This window comes from Streptococcus sp. HMSC074B11 (assembly GCF_001808705.1).
GTDB lineage: Bacteria > Bacillota > Bacilli > Lactobacillales > Streptococcaceae > Streptococcus.
The window spans coordinates 1-284 of sequence record NZ_KV794313.1; the positions used below are offsets into that span (position 1 = coordinate 1).

The 284-nt window shown below is 47.5% G+C and carries 1 protein-coding gene; it reads right to left on the reverse strand.

The features are described 5' to 3' along the window. On the reverse strand, window positions 1-284 hold a 284-nt coding region (locus HMPREF2619_RS11435; RefSeq protein WP_186821512.1), incomplete at both ends, for a hypothetical protein.

Here is a 284-nt window from a genome sequence, read left to right on the forward strand (position 1 = left end):
AGACAAACCTGTAGAGCCAACTCCAGATAAGCCTGTAGAGCCAACTCCAGACAAGCCTGTAGAGCCAACTCCAGATAAACCTGTAGAACCAACACCAGACAAGCCTGTAGAACCAACACCAGATAAGCCTGTAGATCCAACACCAGACAAACCTGTAGAGCCAACTCCAGATAAACCTGTAGATCCAACTCCAGATAAGCCTGTAGAACCAACTCCAGATAAACCTGTAGAGCCAACTCCAGACAAACCTGTAGAACCAACACCAGGTAACCCAGTGAACCCAA